This window comes from Ancylobacter sp. GW821-FHT10E12, from assembly GCF_058809335.1.
In genome coordinates, this window is record NZ_JBXASN010000017.1 from 97,777 (window position 1) to 115,353 (window position 17,577).

The following is a 17,577-nucleotide window of genomic DNA, read 5'->3' on the forward strand; positions in this document are numbered from 1 at the left end:
ACGGCTCTCTCTGGCTTCGCAAATCGCGTGGCCCCTCACCGACCCGCTTCACGGGTCACCTCTCCCCAATGGGGAGAGGAATGGATGGGCCTTGGATCTGGAGGCGAGCCTCAGCTGCGCAGGGTGGCGCCGGTCTTCTTCCCCACGTCGGCGACGATCCTGGCCGCGACCGCCTCGATCTCGGCGTCGGTCAGCGTCTTCTCGCGCGGCTGGAGGGTGACGGACAGCGCCACCGACTTCCTGTCGGCGTCGATGCCGGGCCCTTCATAGATATCGAACACGTTCACCGCCGTGATCAGCTTGCGGTCGACGCCGGCCGCCGCCTTGGCGATGTCGCCGGCGCTTACGGTCCGCGCGACCACGAAGGCGAAGTCGCGCTCCACCGGCTGGAAGGGCGAGAGCTCCAGCAGCGGCTTCACCCGCGTCGGCTTGGCCTTCGGTTCGGGGATCCTGTCGAGCACGATCTCGAAGCCGACCAGCGGCCCCTCGACATCCAGCGCCTCGATCAGCGCCGGATGCAGCTCGCCGAAATGGCCGATGGCATTGGCGCCGAGCCGGAAGCTGCCGGAGCGGCCGGGATGGAACCAGGAAGGCGCATCGGCGCTGACCTGAAGGTTCGCCACCGGCGCCCCGCAGGCGGCGAGCACGGCGAGCGCGTCCGCCTTGGCGTCGAAGGCGTCGACCGCGCCGGCCTTGCCCGACCAGTGACGGCCGGCGCCGGACGGTTTGGCACTCGCGCGGCGCAGCCCGGTGGCGCAGATGAACTGGTCCTGCGGCCGGTCGCCCTTGAACACCTGCCCGACCTCGAACAGCGCGGTGTCGTCGAGCCCGCGATCCGCGTTGGCCTGCGCCGAGCGGATGAGGCCCGGCAGCAGGCTCGGGCGCATGTCCGAGAGATCGGCGGCGATCGGGTTGGCGAGCGCCAGTTCCGGCGCGCCGCCGCCGAACAGCTCGGCGGACGCCTTCGGTACGAAGGACCAGGTGACGGCCTCCACCAGCCCGCGCGCGGCCAGCGCCCGCTTCGCCTTGCGGGTGCGCAGCTGCAGCGTGGTGAGAACCGTCTTGCGGGCGGTCTCGTCGCGCGGGAACGGCGTCGCCGGCACCCGGTCGAGGCCGATGATGCGCACCACTTCCTCGACGAGGTCGGCCTTGCCCTCGATGTCGCCGCGCCAGGACGGCGGCGTCACGTTCACCGTCTCGGCCGGGGCGGAGATCTTGAAGCCGAGCTTTTGCAGCGTCTCCACCTGCTCGGTGTCGCTGGCCTCCAGCCCGGTCAGCCTGGCGGTGAGCGACAGTGGGAAGGCGATGGTGCGGGTGGTGTCGGGGATCGCCCCGGCCAGCACCGTCTCGGACGGCTCGCCGCCACAGAGATCGAGGATGAGCTGGGTGGCGAGCTCGAGGCCCGGCAGGGTGAATTCCGGGTCGACGCCGCGCTCGAAGCGGAAGCGGGCGTCGGAATTGATGCCGAGCCTGCGGCCGGTGGTGGCGATGTTGATCGGGTCCCACAGCGCCGATTCCACCAGCACGTCGGTGGTGGCCTCGTCGCAGCCGGATTCCTCGCCGCCCATGATGCCGGCGAGCGATTCCACCGCCGATCCCGTGGAATGCGCGTCGGCGATCACGCACATGCTCTCGTCGAGTGCATAGGTCTTGCCGTCGAGCGCCAGCAGGCTCTCGCCGGCGCGGGCGCGCCGCACCACGAGCTCGCCGCTCACCTTGGCGGCGTCGAAGACGTGCAGCGGCCGGTCGCGGTCGAAGGTCATGAAATTGGTGACGTCGACCAGCGCGTTGATCGGGCGCAGGCCGATGGCGCGCAGCCTGGCCTGCAGCCAGTCCGGCGACGGGCCGTTCTTCACGCCGCGGATCAGCCTGAGGCCGAAGGCCGGGCAGGTGGCCTCGTCCTCGATGGTCACCTTGACCGGGCAGGGGAAGGCGCCGGGAACGGGCGCCGGCGCGCCGGTCTTCAGCGCGCCGATTCCGGCGGCGGCGAGGTCGCGGGCGATGCCGGCAATGCCGAGGCAATCGGCGCGGTTCGGGGTCACCGCGATCTCGATCACCGGATCGCCGAGGCCGATCCAGTCGGCATAGGCGGCGCCGACCGGGGCGTCCTCCGGCAGGTCGAGGATGCCGTCATGATCCTCGGAGATCTGCAGCTCGGCGGCCGAGCACAGCATGCCGCGGCTCTCGACGCCGCGAATGGTGCCGATGCCGAGCGTGATGTCCTTGCCGGGAATATAGGTGCCGGGCGGCGAGAACACGCTCTTCATGCCGGTGCGGGCGTTCGGCGCGCCGCACACCACCTGCACCGGATCGCCCTGCCCGGTATCGACCATGCAGACGCGCAGCTTGTCGGCGTTCGGGTGCTGAACGGCGGAGACGACATAGGCGATGGAGAAGCCCTTGAGCTTGGCCGCCTTGTCCTCGACGCCCTCGACCTCCAGCCCGATGCGGTTCAGCGCATCGAGCACGTCATCGAGCGCGTAGTCGCCGGCAAGGTGTTCGCGCAGCCAGGAGAGGGTGAATTTCATGCGTCTAACTCCTCGCCGCGATCAGTTCGACAGGCCGCCGGCCAGCGTCGGGAAGTCGAGCGGGCGGAAACCGTAATGGGAGAGCCAGCGGGCGTCGGCCTCGAAGAAGGCGCGCAGGTCCGGCATGCCGTATTTCAGCATCGCGATGCGGTCGATGCCCATGCCCCAGGCGAAGCCCTGGTACTCGTCCGGGTCGATGCCGCAATTGCGCAGCACGTTCGGGTGCACCATGCCGCAGCCGAGGATCTCCAGCCAGTCATTGCCCTCGCCGAAGCGGATCTCGCCCGGACGCGAGCGATCGCACTGGATGTCGACCTCCATCGACGGCTCGGTGAAGGGGAAGAAGGACGGCCGGAACCGCATCTTCACATTGTCGACCTCGAAGAACGCCTTGCAGAACTCCTGCAGGATCCATTTCAGGTGGCCGAGATGCGAGCCCTTGTCGATAACCAGCCCCTCGACCTGGTGGAACATCGGCGTGTGGGTCTGGTCGCTGTCGCAGCGATAGGTGCGGCCCGGACAGATGACGCGGATCGGCGGCGTCTTGGTCTGCATGGTGCGCACCTGCACCGGCGAGGTGTGGGTGCGCAGCACCAGGCGCGAGCCGTCCTTCTTGGTGGGGAGGAAGAAGGTGTCGTGCATCTCGCGCGCCGGGTGGCCGGCCGGGAAGTTCAGTGCGGTGAAATTGTGGAAGTCGTCCTCGATGTCCGGCCCTTCGGCAACCGAGAAGCCCATATCGGCGAAGATGGCGGTGAGCTCGTCGATGACCTGGCTGATCGGATGCACGCGGCCGAGCTCCGCCGGGGTCTCGCGGACGGGGAGGGTCACGTCGACCCGCTCGGTCTCGAGGCGCCTGGCCAGCGCGGCGGTCTTCAGCGCGGCACGGCGGTCGGCGATGGCGGCGTTGAGCCGGTCGCGCAGGCCGTTAATGACGGGGCCGGCGGTCTTGCGCTCATCAGGGCTCATCGAGCCGAGGCTCTTCAGGAGTTCGGAGACCGAGCCCTTCTTGCCGAGCGCCGCGACGCGCGCGGCCTCCAGCGCGGCCTCGTCGGACGCGGCGGCGACGCCGGTGGTCAGCTCGGCTTCGAGCGCATCGAGATCGGGAAGGGCGGCGACGGACATGGTGGCTCCTCGGCGGAACGGGACGGGCGGCGGCGCCGGCTTCGGTCCGGCAGTCCGCGCCTTGCGGGCGCGACGATGGTCGGGACGGCGGCCGGGCCGGACGAGGCCCGGCCATGGCGGGATCAGCTCGCGGCGCTTATAGCGGCGGCGCCGGGCGACGCAAAGCGCCGTCGGGCCGCCTCGGGCGCATCAACACGAAAAGCCCCAACGCTTGCGCGCGGGGCTCCTCGCAATTCGGTCCCGGCAATGCGGGAGATCAGGCGGCTTTCGGCTCCAGAGCGGCCTTCGCCTGCTCGACCAGCGCCTTGAACGCCTCGGGCTCATGGATGGCGATATCCGAGAGCACCTTGCGGTCGACCTCGATCCCGGCCTTGCCGAGACCGTCGATAAATCGGCCATAGGTGAAATCGAGTTCGCGGGTCGCAGCGTTGATGCGCTGGATCCAAAGCGCGCGGAAGTTGCGCTTCTTAACCTTGCGGTCGCGATAGGCGTATTGCTGCGCCTTCTCGACGGCCTGCTTGGCGACGCGGATGGTATTCTTGCGGCGGCCGAAATAACCCTTCGCTGCCTTCAGCACCTTCTTGTGCTTGGCATGGGAGGTTACGCCGCGCTTGACACGGGCCATGGGGAATTCTCCTGGTACGGGCTAAGGGCTGGCGTCAGCCGTTGGGCAGAAAATACTTGCGGACAACCACCGCATCCGGCTCGGCCATCACGGTGGTGCCGCGCTGGTTCCGGATCTGCTTGTTGGTGCGCTTGATCATGCCATGGCGCTTGCCTGCCTGGGCCATGATCACCTTGCCGGTGCCGGAGAGCTTGAAGCGCTTCTTCGCTCCGGACTTGGTCTTCATCTTGGGCATTTGGCTCGATCTCCGCGGCCGAGCGCCCGCATTGCGGCAGGCGCAGCCTGATTGTTTGGTGTTGAGCGTTCGAACCGCCACGGCAGCCCTAATTCGCCGGGCGGTTCAACAAGGCCGCACCCTCTACAGGAGCGCGGCCGCCATTTCAAGGGCCGGCAGGTCCCGAAAGCGCGATGGGCGGCCGGAAAGGCCGGTCGCCCATGTGACGGTGTCGCGACGTTGGGGTGACGCCGTCGGCTTTTTCTCCGCTCAGCAATTGCCCTTCTGGGCATTCTGGCGGTTGCAGCTGCCATCGGGATTGTCACCGGGCTGCTGCGGACGAGGATTGCCGCCCTGCTGGGGCGGCATCGGCCGCGGCTGCTGCTGCGGCGCAGCCTGCTGCTGGGGCGGCGGGCCAGACGGACGGCCCTGCTGCTGCGGCGGTTGCTGCTGCGGAGGCGGCCCCGAGGGGCGACCCTGCTGCCGGCGCGGCGGCGGCGGGCCGTCGTTCCAGTTGTTGCCGGGCGGCGGACCGCCGCGTCCGCCGCCGTTCCAGTCGCCGGGAGGCGGACCGCCGCGTCCGCCGCTCCAGTCGCCACCCTGCGGCGGGCCGCCACGCCCACCGTTCCATCCGTCCCCGCTCCACCCGCCGCCGGGAGGCGGGCCGTCATACCAGCCGCCGCCGGGAGGCGGAGGGCCGGGCGGACCGCCATACCAGCCTCCGTCCTGGGGCGGCGGGCGCGGGCGGCCCGGCGGCGGAGCCCAGCGATAGCGGTCCTCGTACCAGGGCCGGTCGCGGTAATAGCGGCCCCAATAGTCGCCGACGCTGAAGCCGATGATCGGCACGCCGATGGTCGGCGCATAGTCGGGCAGCACCACGCGCCGGCCGCGATAGTCATATTCGAGGTAGCGGGACGACACCCAGCCGCGATAGCCGCGCCATTCCACGTCGCACCAAGTGTATTGGTTGAGGCAGCCGAAAATATCGATCGGCGAGCCGGCGCCCAGCACCGCGACCGCGGGATAGCTGGTGCCCGGCCCCGCGCGCAGGTTCACATTGGTGGTGACGTAGCCTTCCGTCTGTGCGGAAGCCGCGCCGGTCAGGGCGATCAGGCCCCCTAACGCGGCCAAAACACGTTTCATGCTTACTCTCCACAACGTTGCATTACCCGTACAACGCCGACCTTGGGGAAATGGATTACCTTCCTGAGGCGGAATCGTGATGGGACGGTGTCGGCGCGGCGTCGACGATGGATTTCACGACGCAGCGTCACGTTGATCGCCGGGCGCGAAGCGGACAGGATGCGGCGCGTCCGCCGTCCCGGCGGCCGCCGGACATTCCGTCCGCCGTCATTCACCGGGTTGTCTCATGTCGTTCGGCACATTGCTCGAAGCCCTTCTGCTCGGCCTTCTCGAAGGGTTCACCGAATTCCTCCCGGTCTCCTCCACCGGTCATATCCTGCTCGCCGGCCATTTCCTCGGCTTCGAGAGCCAGGGCAAGGCATTCGAGGTGCTGATCCAGCTTGGCGCCATCCTCGCCATCGTCACCGTCTATTTCCAGCGTTTCTGGCGGGTGCTGGTGACGCTGCCCTCCAGCGTCCGTTCGCGCCGCTTCGTCTTCGGCATCCTCGTCGCCTTCCTGCCGGCGGCGGTGATCGGCGCCTTCGCGCACGGCTTCATCAAGCAGGTCCTGTTCGAATCGCCGGCGCTGATCTGCGTGATGCTGATCCTCGGCGGCATCGTGCTGCTGTGGGTGGATACGCTGAAGATCCGCCCGCGCTATACCGACGCCATGGCGCTGCCGCCGACATTGGCGCTGAAGATCGGCTTCATCCAGTGCCTCGCCATGGTGCCCGGCGTGTCGCGCTCGGGCTCGACCATCGTCGGCGGGCTGCTGATGGGGATGAGCAAGCCGGCGGCGGCGGAATTCTCCTTTTTCCTCGCCCTGCCGACCATGGCGGGGGCCTTCGCCTACGATCTCTACAAGAATCGCGACGCCCTCTCCATGGATGACGGCATCCTCATCGCCGTCGGCTTCGTCGCCGCCTTCCTCGCGGCGGTGGCGGTGGTGCGCTCGCTGCTCGCCTTCGTCTCGAAGCACGGCTACACGCCATTCGGCTGGTGGCGCATCGCGGTGGGCGGCGTCGGCCTCGTGGCGCTGGCCCTGGTGGGCTGACCGCCCCTCTCGGACCCCGAAACGCAACAGGCCGCCGGAGGCGATCCCCGGCGGCCTTTTCATTGCAGGTCGCCGACCGGTCAGGCGACGAGGCGGGTGAACTGGCCGGCCTTGCGGTAGCGCCACAGATAGCCCGGCAGCACCGCGCCCAGCGCCGTCGGCGTGATGCCGAGCCCTTCCAGCGTGCGGCGCTCGGCGATGGCGGCCGCCGAGACAACATTGTCATGGGCGAGCAGCTTCACCTGGTCGCGGGTGAGCAGCGGGCTCGGCAGCAGCTCCAGCAGCCGCGCCTGCAGCGAGGCGACGGCGAAGGGCATCGACACCAGCAGGCGCTTGCGGTCGATCTCCTTCAGCATGATCTCCATGAGCTGCTTGAAGGTCAGCACCTCCGGCCCGCCGAGCTCGTAGACCGTGCCGGGCGTGGCGATCTCGTCCACCGCCTTGGCCACCGCTGCGGCGACATCGCCCACGAATACCGGCTGGAAGCGGGTGGTGCCGCCGCCGATCAGCGGCAGCACGGGCGAGAGCCGCGACAGCGCGGCGAAACGGTTGAAAAAATCATCCTCCGGCCCGAACACCACCGAGGGGCGGAAGATCACCGCTTCCGGCACCGCCTCGCGAGCCGCCGCCTCGCCGGCCGCCTTGCTTCTAGCATAGGACGATTCGGAAGCCGCATCGGCGCCGATGGCCGAGACGTGGATCAGGCGGGCGCCGACCTCGCGCGCGGCGTGCGCCACCTGCTTGGCGCCGAAACCGTGCACCGCCTCGAAGCTCTGGCGGCCGCTCTCGTGCAGCACGCCGACAAGGTTGATGACGACCTCCGCGCCTTCCGCGGCGCGCAGCACCGAGGCGGGATAGCGCAGGTTGGCCTGCACCGGATTGATCTGGCCGACGGCGCCGAGCGGCTGGAGATGGCCGGCGAGGTCGGGCCGGCGGACGGCGACGCGCACGCGCCAGCCGAGCCGGGCCAGCGAGCGCACCACATGGCGCCCGATGAAGCCGGAGCCGCCATAGACGGTGACGAGGCGCTCCATCGGCGCGGCAAGCCTTTGCAGTTCCGCCTCGTCGGGAAGCGGCATCTCGTCGGAAATGGCGGCATCGACCATGGCGTTCTCCCGGCCCGGACAGTCGTGTATGCCAGACGATTAGCGCGCCGCCGCGCCAGCGTCCAGCACCGAGCGCGCGGTGCGCCGATCGGATGCATGCGAGGCCGCGACGGACATTTCCCCACAAGAGAAGCGACGATGATGCGATTGTCTCGTTGACAAGCAGGAGGTCGCCCGACTATGTCTCGCCGCCGTGCCGCAAGGCACATGCCCAGGTGGCGGAATTGGTAGACGCGCTGGTTTCAGGTACCAGTGGGTAACACCGTGGAGGTTCGAGTCCTCTCCTGGGCACCATCACTTCCCTTTTTGCGTGATATCGCGGGAAGTTAGGTCTTGTCAGAGAGTTGCGGTTGCCGGCCTGTGTAACAGGACCGTGTAACAATGCTCTGGCGGTTGGTGCGTGGCGAAGCCGTGCACGATCCTGCGCGCCGTACTCCCACTGAGGTGAGCGACCTTGCGATTGGCCGAGCGATTCGAAAGATCGGTCGCCCAGCAAGGGGTGCTTGGGAGTGTTCGAGCGACCGCTCAAGCCATAGACCTGCCGCGCACCGGTATTTCAGGAAGCCAAGGCCGGTCAGGCAGCAATCGACGGCCATCTCGAGCGCGTGCGGTACGCTCCGCAAATGAGGCCGTCGCTCTTTCCCGAAAAGCAGGTTCGCCAGCGGCCGAGGTCTGCGGGACAGGTTGAGGGTCCTGTGGTCGAGGGCCTGCTCATCGAAGGCAATTCCTCGCCGCTCTGCCTTGCCGATGTAGCTCGGCAGGTCCGCATGCGACTGTGCCCTGCGTCCACGCACTGACCAGGATCGACCTTCTCAGGGATGTTTCCAGTCGGGCTTATCCGTCGGGCCCATGAAGTGGCCGGCCATCCGCTATGTCGCGGTTCGCCGATCCCTCGGCGAGCCGATGTTTCCAGCTTCGCTACCGCCAATAATCGCGTGCGCCCAGCGTGGCGTCCCGGCTTCGAACGCCCATCCCGGCATTTCAGCCCTTCTTCTTCGGGAGCGTCATCGGGGGCGCCCCTTTCGCCGACGTCGGTACTGCGGCGGGCTCCTTTGCCTTTTTCGGTTTCTTGGCTTCTCTATTGCTGCGTACCTGACCCTTGGCCATGATCGTCTCCTCCTGGTCGTCGCGGTTTGCGCCGCCGATAAAACGAAAGCCCCGCGACCTCGGAGAGGCGCGGGGCAAAGGGCGCCTGGCGCCTCACATCGTCCTGCTCATCCGGGCCGCCGGTCCATCATGGCCGGCGCGGCGCGGACAGTTCCGGCCGCGGCAGACGCAACATGCACCGCCGAGACCGTCGGATCAGCCCAGTGCCTGCAGCTTGTCGGCGGTCATCTTGCCGCTTCTCCGGTCAGCGACCAGTTCGAAGCCGACCTTCTGTCCCTCGCGCAGGTCGCTGAGGCCGGCACGTTCCAAGGCACTGATATGAACGAATGCATCGCTGCCGCCATCATCCGGTGCGATGAATCCGAAGCCCTTCTGGGCATTGAACCATTTTACGGTTCCCGTCGCCATGGGAAACTCTTTCTTGATTGTAATTGTAGCTTGCCGGCGAACACGCAGGCCGTCGAAATCGCATTTTCAGGAAAAAGAGCCTGACATGCGCAGAATCATCCACGCGGCAGAAGCTCATCTTGCCGTTTATCGACGAAAACAATATGGCTCCCTAATCGGAGTATTACAAGGACGATAAAACCAAATCGACGGGCATCACGATTCATCGGCCCAGTACGTAAAATGCGCCTGGGAATGATTGAAATGCTGGGGTGCCACGAACGGCACACGGCCGGCCCGCCGACCGAGCGCGAGCGCCACGTGCCGATCCAGCCGCCCCGGGGAGGGCGAACTCGATAGCTTGCGGCTATCCCGCTTCCTGCACCTCATATGTCCAAACCCGAAATGACTTCAGGAGGTGAGGTCCGAAGGAATTGATGAGCGGTATGTCCGTCGCGTCGCGACCGCGGGCGACCACGATCCTGCCGATCCGCCGCACATTGTTGCGCGGATCGAACGTGTGCCAGGCCCCGTCGAGGAAGACCTCGATCCACGCGCTGAAATCCATCGGATCGACGACAGGCACGCCGATGTCTCCAAGATGGCCGTTCACATAGCGCGCCGGAATATTGAGGCAGCGGCAGAACGCGACGGCGAGATGGGCGAAGTCGCGGCAGACGCCGATGCGCTCGTGGAACGCCTCGAAAGCCGTCCGCGTCGAGCGAGCCTGCATGTAGTCGAACGTGATGTGGTTGTGGACGAAGTCGCACACCGCCTGCACCCGGCCCCAGCCGGGCGGGATCGCGCCGAACAGGTCCCAGGCCGTCTGGCTGAGACGGTCGGTCTCGCAATAGCGGCTGCCCATGAGAAAGACGAGGCAATCGTCCGGCAGTGCCGGCACCGGCACTTCCCGCGCGTCGGGAAACACCGGGTCGAGATGGCCGTCATCCTCGATCGTGGCATCGCCCCAGATCGTCAGATCGCCCGCCGGCGCGACCAGCCGCCGGCAGCGATTGCCGAACAGGTCGTGATAGGTCGTGGTCGGCACGTCGGGAGTGGTGAAAATGGTTTCCGGGGCCCGGATATCGCCCGCGCGATCCTCATGGACGGACAGAAGGCAAACGAGTGCGGTCGGCTGCTGACAGGTCAGCGTGATCTCATAGCCGTAGCGAATCAGCATGAACCAGTCCCGAGGGTATCGATCCGTCCACCGGAAATCGGAGGCGGTCAGGGTGTAAGACGTGCGACGGCCGTTTGAAGAGGCCATGCGCGCGACACCGTGGATGGTCGTGCGCATGGCGTCGAATGCTGAAAGACAGGTCGTTTCAAGTGGTTCCGTCGCGTGCAGGTCGTCGTTCGATTTACCAGCGCGCCGGTCTCCAGGAAGAATGAAACGTCAAACCACCATCATAGCCCGCGAAGCTGGCGGCCTTGCGGGTTTTGTTGAGGCTGCGGCTCGGATTTGGGAAGGCCAGTGTCATTATGGCCACGTCCTGATGGCGACGTCCTGATGGCGACGTGCTGGCTTCAGCTGATCCGCATCCTAGGGCATCGCTCTTCAAGCGAGGGTCCGGCCGCTCTTCGACCCGCAACCGGTGCCAGCAGGGCGCCACGGTGGGGAACAGGCCCGGCGGGCGCGGGAGCCCGGTGCGTGCCGTAAACAAAAAGGCCCCGGCGATGCCGGGGCCTCGATATGTGGAACCCGTCTGGCGAGGGCTCAGTTGTTCCGGTTGCCGAACAGCTGGAGCATCATGATGAACAGGTTGATGAAGTCGAGATAGAGCGTCAGCGCGCCCATGATGGCCTTGCGGCCGGCGACCACGTCGTCGTCTCCGGCGAAGTACATCTCCTTGATGCGCTGGGTGTCGTAGGCGGTGAGGCCGGCGAAGACCAGCACGCCGACCACCGAGATCACGAATTGCAGCATCGACGAGCCGAGGAAGATGTTCACCAGGCTCGCGATGATGATGCCGAACAGGCCCATGAGCAGGAACGAGCCCATGCCCGACAGGCTGCGCGAGGTGGTGTAGCCGTAGAGGCTCAGCGCGCCGAAGGTGGCGGCGGTGATGAAGAACACCCGCACGACGCTGTCATGCGTGTAGACGAGGAAGATGGTCGACAGCGAGACGCCGACCAGCGCCGCATAGAGCCAGAACACCGTCTGCGCCGCGGAAACGCTCATGCGGTCGACGCGGAACGAGAGGAAGAACACGGCGGCGAGCGGGGCGAGCACGACCACCCATTTCAGCGGGCTGACGAACAGCGCATAGCCGAACGGGGTGAGATAGACATTGGCGCCGAGCGCGTAGGCGGTCGGTTCCGCCGAGACGGCGAGCATGTAGATGCCGAGCGCCGCGGCGCCGGTGATGGCGAGGCCGAGCGTCATGTAGTTGTAGACGCGCAGCATGTAGGAGCGGAGGCCCTGATCGATCGCGGCCTCCGTCCGCGACGCCGTCGTGCCGAAGCGCGGGGTGGTGATGTTGCGATCGTAGTCTGCCATTTTGGCGGATCCCTTTGAAAAGCCGCTGCGGCGGCGCCATGGCGCCACGCGCAATCATACGCGAAATATGAGCAAGCCGGTGGTTGCCCGCAAGTGAAGTTTCCGCAAGAAATTCCGTTGCGGCACCCCGCTCAGAGGCTGCGCAGGATGCGCGCGGGCTTCTGGCCGAGCGCCCACCAGGTGCCGATCAGGCCGAAGGCGACGGTGAGGACCAGCGCCACCGCCACCGCGCCGAGCGCCGCCGTGGCGGAGAAGGCGAAGCCGATCTTCATCACCCCGACGACCACCGCATAGGCGGCCACCGAGCCGGCCAGCACCGCCACCACCGCGGTGGCGAGGCCGAGCGCGGCATATTCCAGCGCATAGGCCAGCACGAGGCGCGCGCGCGTCGCCCCGAGCGTCTTGAGGATCACCGCGTCATAGACCCGGTGGTGCTGCCCGGCCGCGAGCGCGCCGGCGAGCACCAGCACGCTTGCCACCAGCGTCACCAGGCTGGCGCCGCGTATGGCCAGCAGCAGATTGGCGACGATGGCGCCGATTTCCGCCAGCGCCTCCTTCACCCGCACGGCGGTGACGCCGGGATAAGCCGTGGCGACGGAACGGGAAATCGTCCGCTCGTTCGTTTCGTCGGCACCGTTCGGGAAGGTGAGGGTGGCGAGCGAGGTGTGCGGGGCGCCGCGGAAGGTGTTGGGCGAGAACACCATGACGAAATTGATCGCGAGGCGTTCCCATTCCACCTTGCGCAGATTGCCGATGCGGGCGGTGATCGGGCGGCCCAGCACGTTCACGGTGACGCTGTCGCCGATCCTGAGGCCGAAGGCATCGGCGATCTCCTTCTCGAAGGAGACCAGCGGCGGGCCGGTATAATCGGCCGGCCACCACTCGCCCTCCACCAGCGTGGAGCCTTCCGGCACCTGGCCCGCATAGGTGACGCCGCGGTCGGAGGACAGCACCCAGGCGAATTCCGGCGGCGGCGTGATGGCCTCCACCGGCCGGTCGCCGAGGCTGATCAGCCGGCCGCGCAGCATCGGCACCACCTCCACCTTCGCGCCCGGCGCCTCGCGGGCGAGGAAGTCGGAAAAGGCTTGCGATTCAGTGCTTTGGATGTCGAGGAAGAAGAAGCTCGGCGCCTGCTGCGGCAGCCGGGCGGTGAGCTCGCGGGTCAGCGAGCGGTCGATCAGGGAGAGCGTCACCAGCAGGGTGAGGCCGAGGCCGAGCGAGAGCACCACGGTCGGGGTCAGCGCTCCGGGGCGGTGGATATTGGCCAGCGCCAGCCGCGCGCCGGTGGAGCGCGGGCGCGGCAGGCGGCGGGCGATCGCCATGATGCCGCTCGCCACCAGCCGCAGCGTGATCAGCACGCCGGCGGAGGCCGCGAGGTAGTAGAGCGCGATGCGCCGCTCCTCGCTGGCCGCCACCGCCAGCGTGGCCAGCGCGAAAATCGCGAGGCCCGTCAAGGCGATATAGATGGCGCGCGGGCGGCGCCGGCCGCTCACGTCCCATTGGCGGAACAGCGCCGAGACCGGCACGTCATGGGCGAGGCCGAGCGGCCACAGCGCGAAGGCCAGCGCGATGAGCAGTCCATAGGCGAGGGCGAGCAGCAGGGCGGCCGGCTGCACGCTCGGCTCGATGGCGATCGGCAGCAGATGGCCGAAGGCGGCGTCGAGCACGAAGGGCAAGGCGGTGCCGGCGACGAGGCCGATGAGGAGACCGATGAGGGCAATTAGTACGACTTCGAGAACATAAATCGCGAAGATCAGGCTGCCCGGCGCGCCGAGCGACTTGAAGGTGGCGATCACCTCCCGCTTGGCGTCGAGATGGCTCTTCACCGCATTGGCGACGCCGACCCCGCCGACCAGCAGCGCGGTCAGCCCTACCAGGGTGAGGTACTGGGTGAAGCGGCGGACATTGTCCTCCAGCCGCGGCGCGGCGGCCTCGCGGGTGCGCACCTCGAAGCCGGCCTGCGGCACGGCGGTCTTCACCTCGTCGAGGAAGCCGGACAGGCGGCCGGGATCGGTGAGCTTCACCCGGTAGTGCCAGCGGGCGAGGCTGCCGGGCTGGATGAGCTCGGAGGCACGCAGCGCATCGAGCGACACCATCAGCCGCGGGCCGAAGCCAAGACCGGTCGCCAGTGCGTCCGGCTCGTTGGCAATGAGGCCGGCGAGCCGCAGCCGGGCGGCGCCGAGCTGGAAATCGTCACCGGGCTTGAGGCCCAGCCGCTCGGCCAGCACCGGGTCGACCACGGCGCCGAAGCGCCCGTCCGCCTGTGCCAGCGCCCGCGCGGCGGGCTGCGGCGGGTCGAGTTTCAGCTCGCCGGCGAGCGGATAGGCACCGTCGACCGCCTTCACCTCGGCGAGGGTGGAATTGAGGCCGGTGCCTTCGCCGGTGCGAGCCATGGCCCGCAATGTCGCGATGGTCGAGACCTGCCCGGCGCCGGTGAACAGCGCCATTTCCTCCGGCGTCGCCTCGCGCTGCACCACGGTGAAGGCGGCGTCGCCGCCGAGCAGCGTGGTGCCCTGGCGGGCGAGGCCGTCGGTAAGCGCGCGTGAGAACGAGCCGACGCCGGCAATGGCGGCGACGCCGAGGGCGAGGCAGGCGAGGAACACGCCGAAGCCGCGCAGCCCGCCGCGCAATTCGCGCAAGGCGAAGCGCAGGGCGAGGCGCAGCGGGAAGCCGGCACGCCTCGGGGCGTGCGCGGCGTGCGCGGCGGCGGATTCGCTGGTCGTCACGCTCATGCCGCGTCTCCGCCGATGAGCGCGGTGTCCTCGACATGGCCGGAGCGCAGCCGCACCGTGCGGTCGCAGCGCCGGGCGAGGGCGAGGTCGTGGGTGACGATCACCAGCGTCGCCCGGCGCCGCGTCTGCGCGGCGAAGAGCAGCTCCATGATCTGCTGGCCGGTCGCCTCGTCGAGATTGCCGGTCGGCTCGTCGGCGACCAGGATGGCCGGCTCGGGGGCGAGGGCGCGGGCGACGGCCACGCGCTGCTGCTCGCCGCCGGAGAGCTGCGAGGGGTAATGGCCCTGCCGGTGGCCGAGCCCGACCAGCTCCAGCTCGGCGCTGGCGCGCGCGAAAGCATCGGCGCGGCCGGCGAGCTCCAGCGGCACCGCGACGTTCTCCAGCGCCGTCATGGTCGGGATGAGGTGGAAGGCCTGGAACACGATGCCGACATGGCGGCCGCGGAAGCGGGCGAGCGAATCCTCGTCCAGCCCGGCGAGCTGCTGGCCGGCGACGACCACGCTGCCGGAATCCGCCTGTTCGAGACCGGCGAGCACCATCAGCAGGCTCGATTTCCCCGAACCCGACGGCCCGACCAGGCCGACCGCCTCGCCCTGCCCTATATTCAGCGATACGCCCTTGAGGATATGGACACGCGCGGCGCCCGACCCGAGTGACAGTTCGACCTTGTCGAGCACGACGGCGGGCGCGGTGGTGCTGAAACGGGAGTCCGGCTGCATGTTTTCCTGTCGCTTTCGCAATCTGCGTCTGAAGTCGGCTCAGCTTCCGGCACCATATGGGCCGGTGTGCAGTGCGGGAAAGAGGCGGACGGAACACCTTGTCGTCAATGGCATGACGCAAGCCCTCCTCGTGCTGCTCGCCGTGCTGGCGCTGCCGGTGCTGGCGGCGCGTGCCGAGCCGGTGCGTCTCGTCGCGCTCGGCGACAGCCTCACCGCCGGATACGGCCTACCGGCGGGCGATGCCTTCCCGGTGAAGCTGCAGGCGGCCTTAAAGGCGCGCGGACACGAGGTTGTGATCGAGAATGCCGGAGTTTCCGGCGACACCGCCAGCGGCGGGGCGGGACGGCTCGACTGGTCGGTGCCGGACGGCACCCAGGGGGTGATCCTCGAACTCGGCGCCAATGACGCGCTGCGCGGCCTCGATCCCGCGGTGACGGAAAAGGCGCTCGACGCGGCGATGGTCCGCCTCAGGGAGCGCGGCATTCCGGTGCTGATCGCCGGCATGCAGGCGCCGCCCAACATGGGCGCCGACTACAAGATGCGCTTCGACGCGATCTATCCGGCACTGGCGTCGAAATATGGTGCGGCGCTGTACCCCTTCTTCCTCGACGGCGTGGCCGGGCAGGGCAGGCTCAACCAGGCCGACGCCATGCATCCCACCGCCGCGGGGGTGGACGTCATCGTCGAGAAGATGCTGCCCGCGGTGGAGGCGTGGCTGGGAACGATCAAGGTCGGCAAGGCGGGGTGAGCGGGTTCGGGGACCTGGTCTCCGTCGGCCGTCATGGCCGGGCCGCATCGGCCGGGCATCGGAGGGCGGTTGCGGCTCGTCGCGCCGCTGCGGCCGGGAATGGCGGCGGGGAGGCCCGTGCCGGCAGACCGATCTGCCGCTACGGCATCTTGTCCGCCGCCGCTGCCGGGGCCTATCCTGCCGCATCCCATACCGTCCGAACCCCGGAACATCGCGAATGCAATACCGTCCGCTTGGCCGCACCGGCCTCGAGGTCAGCGCCCTTTGCCTCGGCACCATGACCTATGGCCAGCAGAACACCGAGGCCGAGGGCCACGCCCAGCTCGACTACGCGCTCGACCACGGCGTCAATTTCCTCGACACCGCCGAGCTCTATTCGATCCCGCCCATGCCGGAGACGGCCGGCAGCACCGAGCGCATCATCGGCTCCTGGATGAAGGCACGCGGCAATCGCGACAAGGTGATCCTCGCCACCAAGGTCTGCGGCCTCTCGGAGATGACCTGGTTCCGCGATGGCGGCCTGCCGGCGCGCCCGAACCGCGCGCAGATCCGCGAAGCGGTGGAGAAGAGCCTCGGGCGGCTGCAGACCGACTATATCGACCTCTACCAGCTGCACTGGCCGGGCCGCGAGATGCCGTGGGGCTCCAACCCCGCCCGCTGGCCGAACGACGCCGACGGCAAGCCCACGCCCGACGAGACGCCGATCGCCGAGACGCTGGCCGCCTTCGGCGAGCTGGTCGCCGAGGGCAAGCTGCGCCATATCGGCCTCTCCAACGAGAGCGCCTGGGGCACGATGCAGTTCCTGTTCGAGGCCGAGCGCTCGGGCCTGCCGCGCGTCGCCTCGATCCAGAACGCCTACAACCTCGTCAACCGCACCTACGAGACCGCGCTGGCCGAGGTGAGCCTGCGCGAGGACGTGTCGCTGCTCGCCTATTCGGCGCTCGGCCAGGGCTATCTCACCGGCAAGTACCAGAAGGGCGCCCGTCCGGCCGGCGCCCGCACCACGCTGTTCAAGCGCGGCCAGCGCTACGAGAAGCCGGGAACCGAGGCGGCGATCGACGCCTATCTCGCCATTGCCGGCGAGTTCGGCCTCGACCCGGCGCAGATGGCGCTGGCCTTCGCGGCCTCGCGCCGCTTCATGACCTCGGTGATCCTCGGCGCGACGACGATGGAGCAGCTGAAGATCGCCATCGGGTCGAAGGACGTGGTGCTGCCGCCGGAGGTGCTAGAGCGCATCGACGCCGTGCACCAGCTCACCGGCAACCCGGCGCCGTGAGGCGGCTGATCCTTCTTCTCCCTCTCCCCGTCGGGGAGAGGGTTGGGGTGAGGGGCGAGGTGAGGCGAGGCAAGGTGAGAGTTGGGAGAGGGGTCTTCGACGCTCCATACCCGCGTGGCCCCTCACCGACCCGCTTCGCGGGCCACCTCTCCCCAACGGGGAGAGGAATGGAAAGGGTTCGCGATATCCCTCGCTCCCCGGGCCTTCGGCGTCCCGGCTCCCGCCGGGGCGGGCGCCTGCGGCGCTTTACTCCCCGGCTTTCGGCGTCCCGGCTCCCGCCGGGGCGGGCGCCTGCGGCGCTTTACTCCCCGGCTTTCGGCGTCCCGGCTCCCGCCGG

15 protein-coding genes and 1 tRNA gene are annotated in these 17,577 nt (G+C 68.3%); 4 read left to right on the plus strand and 12 right to left on the minus strand.

Features of this window, described 5'->3' with window-relative positions; genetic code table 11:
• Positions 1-110 precede the first annotated feature (110 nt).
• The 5 genes from pheT to AC1RU4_RS20995 all read right to left on the minus strand — a co-directional run bounded on the left by pheT (position 111) and on the right by AC1RU4_RS20995 (position 5,632).
• Positions 111-2,528 carry a phenylalanine--tRNA ligase subunit beta gene (gene pheT, locus AC1RU4_RS20975; protein WP_492893080.1) on the minus strand — a complete coding sequence of 806 codons (2,418 nt, stop codon included), beginning with the start codon at positions 2,526-2,528 and terminating at the stop codon, positions 111-113.
• Positions 2,529-2,549: 21 nt separating this feature from the next.
• Entirely contained in the window at positions 2,550-3,650 is a 1,101-nt protein-coding gene (gene pheS, locus AC1RU4_RS20980; RefSeq protein WP_492893081.1) for a phenylalanine--tRNA ligase subunit alpha, read from the minus strand.
• Between the two features lie 256 nt (positions 3,651-3,906).
• Positions 3,907-4,275 carry a 50S ribosomal protein L20 gene (gene rplT, locus AC1RU4_RS20985; RefSeq protein ID WP_492893082.1) on the minus strand — a complete coding sequence of 123 codons (369 nt, stop codon included), beginning with the start codon at positions 4,273-4,275 and terminating at the stop codon, positions 3,907-3,909.
• A 34-nt stretch (positions 4,276-4,309) separates the two neighbouring features.
• Positions 4,310-4,510: a 50S ribosomal protein L35 gene (gene rpmI / locus AC1RU4_RS20990; RefSeq protein ID WP_492893083.1), complete on the minus strand. Its 201-nt coding sequence runs from the start codon at positions 4,508-4,510 to the stop codon at positions 4,310-4,312.
• A gap of 249 nt (positions 4,511-4,759) precedes the next feature.
• Positions 4,760-5,632 carry an SH3 domain-containing protein gene (locus AC1RU4_RS20995; protein ID WP_492893084.1) on the minus strand — a complete coding sequence of 291 codons (873 nt, stop codon included), beginning with the start codon at positions 5,630-5,632 and terminating at the stop codon, positions 4,760-4,762.
• Between the two features lie 226 nt (positions 5,633-5,858).
• Between AC1RU4_RS20995 and AC1RU4_RS21000 the strand changes: the two genes are divergently transcribed.
• Positions 5,859-6,665: an undecaprenyl-diphosphate phosphatase gene (locus AC1RU4_RS21000; protein ID WP_492893085.1), complete on the plus strand. Its 807-nt coding sequence runs from the start codon at positions 5,859-5,861 to the stop codon at positions 6,663-6,665.
• An 80-nt stretch (positions 6,666-6,745) separates the two neighbouring features.
• Here AC1RU4_RS21000 and AC1RU4_RS21005 read toward each other — a convergent pair whose 3' ends face one another.
• The gene (locus tag AC1RU4_RS21005; protein WP_492893122.1) at positions 6,746-7,744 is read right to left on the minus strand and encodes a complex I NDUFA9 subunit family protein; all 999 of its coding nucleotides are present in this window, start codon (positions 7,742-7,744) and stop codon (positions 6,746-6,748) included.
• A gap of 236 nt (positions 7,745-7,980) precedes the next feature.
• On the opposite strand from AC1RU4_RS21005, the gene AC1RU4_RS21010 reads away from it, so the two are divergent.
• A tRNA-Leu gene (locus tag AC1RU4_RS21010) sits at positions 7,981-8,065 on the plus strand.
• Between the two features lie 687 nt (positions 8,066-8,752).
• Here the strand turns inward: AC1RU4_RS21010 and AC1RU4_RS21015 are convergent.
• The 6 genes from AC1RU4_RS21015 to AC1RU4_RS21040 all read right to left on the minus strand — a co-directional run bounded on the left by AC1RU4_RS21015 (position 8,753) and on the right by AC1RU4_RS21040 (position 15,216).
• The gene (locus tag AC1RU4_RS21015; protein WP_492893086.1) at positions 8,753-8,878 is read right to left on the minus strand and encodes a hypothetical protein; all 126 of its coding nucleotides are present in this window, start codon (positions 8,876-8,878) and stop codon (positions 8,753-8,755) included.
• A 195-nt stretch (positions 8,879-9,073) separates the two neighbouring features.
• On the minus strand, positions 9,074-9,286 hold the full coding sequence (locus AC1RU4_RS21020; RefSeq protein WP_492893087.1) for a cold-shock protein: 213 nt from the start codon (positions 9,284-9,286) through the stop codon (positions 9,074-9,076).
• A gap of 346 nt (positions 9,287-9,632) precedes the next feature.
• Positions 9,633-10,445 carry a transglutaminase-like domain-containing protein gene (locus AC1RU4_RS21025; protein ID WP_492893088.1) on the minus strand — a complete coding sequence of 271 codons (813 nt, stop codon included), beginning with the start codon at positions 10,443-10,445 and terminating at the stop codon, positions 9,633-9,635.
• Positions 10,446-10,982: 537 nt separating this feature from the next.
• Positions 10,983-11,765: a Bax inhibitor-1/YccA family protein gene (locus tag AC1RU4_RS21030; RefSeq protein WP_492893089.1), complete on the minus strand. Its 783-nt coding sequence runs from the start codon at positions 11,763-11,765 to the stop codon at positions 10,983-10,985.
• A gap of 131 nt (positions 11,766-11,896) precedes the next feature.
• Positions 11,897-14,497, minus strand: a complete 2,601-nt coding sequence (locus AC1RU4_RS21035; protein WP_492893090.1) for an ABC transporter permease — start codon at positions 14,495-14,497, stop codon at positions 11,897-11,899.
• A complete protein-coding gene (locus AC1RU4_RS21040) occupies positions 14,494-15,216 on the minus strand; it encodes an ABC transporter ATP-binding protein (RefSeq protein WP_492893091.1) in 723 nt (240 codons plus the stop codon). The genes AC1RU4_RS21035 and AC1RU4_RS21040 overlap by 4 nt, the downstream gene beginning before the upstream one ends.
• Positions 15,217-15,328: 112 nt before the next feature.
• Here AC1RU4_RS21040 and AC1RU4_RS21045 point away from each other — a divergent pair, with 112 nt between their 5' ends.
• Both AC1RU4_RS21045 and AC1RU4_RS21050 read left to right on the plus strand, forming a co-directional pair.
• Positions 15,329-15,964, plus strand: coding sequence for an arylesterase (locus AC1RU4_RS21045; protein WP_492893092.1), 636 nt, complete (start codon positions 15,329-15,331; stop codon positions 15,962-15,964).
• A 217-nt stretch (positions 15,965-16,181) separates the two neighbouring features.
• On the plus strand, positions 16,182-17,240 hold the full coding sequence (locus tag AC1RU4_RS21050) for an aldo/keto reductase (protein WP_492893093.1): 1,059 nt from the start codon (positions 16,182-16,184) through the stop codon (positions 17,238-17,240).
• The last annotated feature ends 337 nt before the right edge of the window (positions 17,241-17,577 follow it).

What these genes read in the sequence shown, in the direction of transcription:
- rplT (WP_492893082.1), bottom strand. Translation starts at nt 4,275, where the DNA reads ATGGCCCGTGTCAAGCGCGGCGTAACCTCCCATGCCAAGCACAAGAAG.
- AC1RU4_RS21040 (WP_492893091.1), bottom strand. Translation starts at nt 15,216, where the DNA reads ATGCAGCCGGACTCCCGTTTCAGCACCACCGCGCCCGCCGTCGTGCTC.
- AC1RU4_RS21035 (WP_492893090.1), bottom strand. Translation starts at nt 14,497, where the DNA reads ATGAGCGTGACGACCAGCGAATCCGCCGCCGCGCACGCCGCGCACGCC.
- AC1RU4_RS21050 (WP_492893093.1), top strand. Translation starts at nt 16,182, where the DNA reads ATGCAATACCGTCCGCTTGGCCGCACCGGCCTCGAGGTCAGCGCCCTT.
- AC1RU4_RS21005 (WP_492893122.1), bottom strand. Translation starts at nt 7,744, where the DNA reads ATGCCGCTTCCCGACGAGGCGGAACTGCAAAGGCTTGCCGCGCCGATG.
- AC1RU4_RS21000 (WP_492893085.1), top strand. Translation starts at nt 5,859, where the DNA reads ATGTCGTTCGGCACATTGCTCGAAGCCCTTCTGCTCGGCCTTCTCGAA.
- AC1RU4_RS21020 (WP_492893087.1), bottom strand. Translation starts at nt 9,286, where the DNA reads ATGGCGACGGGAACCGTAAAATGGTTCAATGCCCAGAAGGGCTTCGGA.
- AC1RU4_RS21025 (WP_492893088.1), bottom strand. Translation starts at nt 10,445, where the DNA reads ATGCTGATTCGCTACGGCTATGAGATCACGCTGACCTGTCAGCAGCCG.
- AC1RU4_RS21015 (WP_492893086.1), bottom strand. Translation starts at nt 8,878, where the DNA reads ATGGCCAAGGGTCAGGTACGCAGCAATAGAGAAGCCAAGAAACCGAAA.
- AC1RU4_RS20995 (WP_492893084.1), bottom strand. Translation starts at nt 5,632, where the DNA reads ATGAAACGTGTTTTGGCCGCGTTAGGGGGCCTGATCGCCCTGACCGGC.
- rpmI (WP_492893083.1), bottom strand. Translation starts at nt 4,510, where the DNA reads ATGCCCAAGATGAAGACCAAGTCCGGAGCGAAGAAGCGCTTCAAGCTC.
- pheT (WP_492893080.1), bottom strand. Translation starts at nt 2,528, where the DNA reads ATGAAATTCACCCTCTCCTGGCTGCGCGAACACCTTGCCGGCGACTAC.
- AC1RU4_RS21030 (WP_492893089.1), bottom strand. Translation starts at nt 11,765, where the DNA reads ATGGCAGACTACGATCGCAACATCACCACCCCGCGCTTCGGCACGACG.
- AC1RU4_RS21045 (WP_492893092.1), top strand. Translation starts at nt 15,329, where the DNA reads ATGACGCAAGCCCTCCTCGTGCTGCTCGCCGTGCTGGCGCTGCCGGTG.
- pheS (WP_492893081.1), bottom strand. Translation starts at nt 3,650, where the DNA reads ATGTCCGTCGCCGCCCTTCCCGATCTCGATGCGCTCGAAGCCGAGCTG.